This is a genomic window from Bacillus sp. SIMBA_074 (assembly GCF_046534555.1).
GTDB lineage: Bacteria > Bacillota > Bacilli > Bacillales > Bacillaceae_G > Bacillus_A > Bacillus_A mycoides.
Map to the genome: position 1 here is coordinate 1 of NZ_JAWRYM010000848.1, position 255 is coordinate 255.

Annotated in this window: 1 protein-coding gene; it reads left to right on the plus strand. The window is 43.9% G+C overall.

Going from position 1 to position 255, the window contains the following annotated elements; all coding sequences use genetic code 11:
* Window positions 1-255, plus strand: a 255-nt coding sequence (locus SB773_RS33140; RefSeq protein WP_410594682.1) for a phage tail assembly chaperone, incomplete at its 3' end; no start/stop codon positions are given.

Below are 255 nucleotides of genomic sequence, written 5' to 3' on the forward strand. Positions count from 1 at the left end.
GTGGAAATCAGCGGTCGGAAATTCCGTATTCGGAAGTTTCCGGCCAGATCGGGTTCATTCATCCTGATCAAGTTAACGACAATTCTGATGCCCATTTTTACATCACTAATGCCACTGTTCAAAAGTGGACTAATGAAGGACGAGAAGGAGGGCTCCTTCGAGGATTTCAAGGTTGATGACAAAGTAATCTCGACAGTAATGAGTCATCTTGGAAATATCTCAGAGCAAGACTTTACCTACATTCAGGAGCAGGCT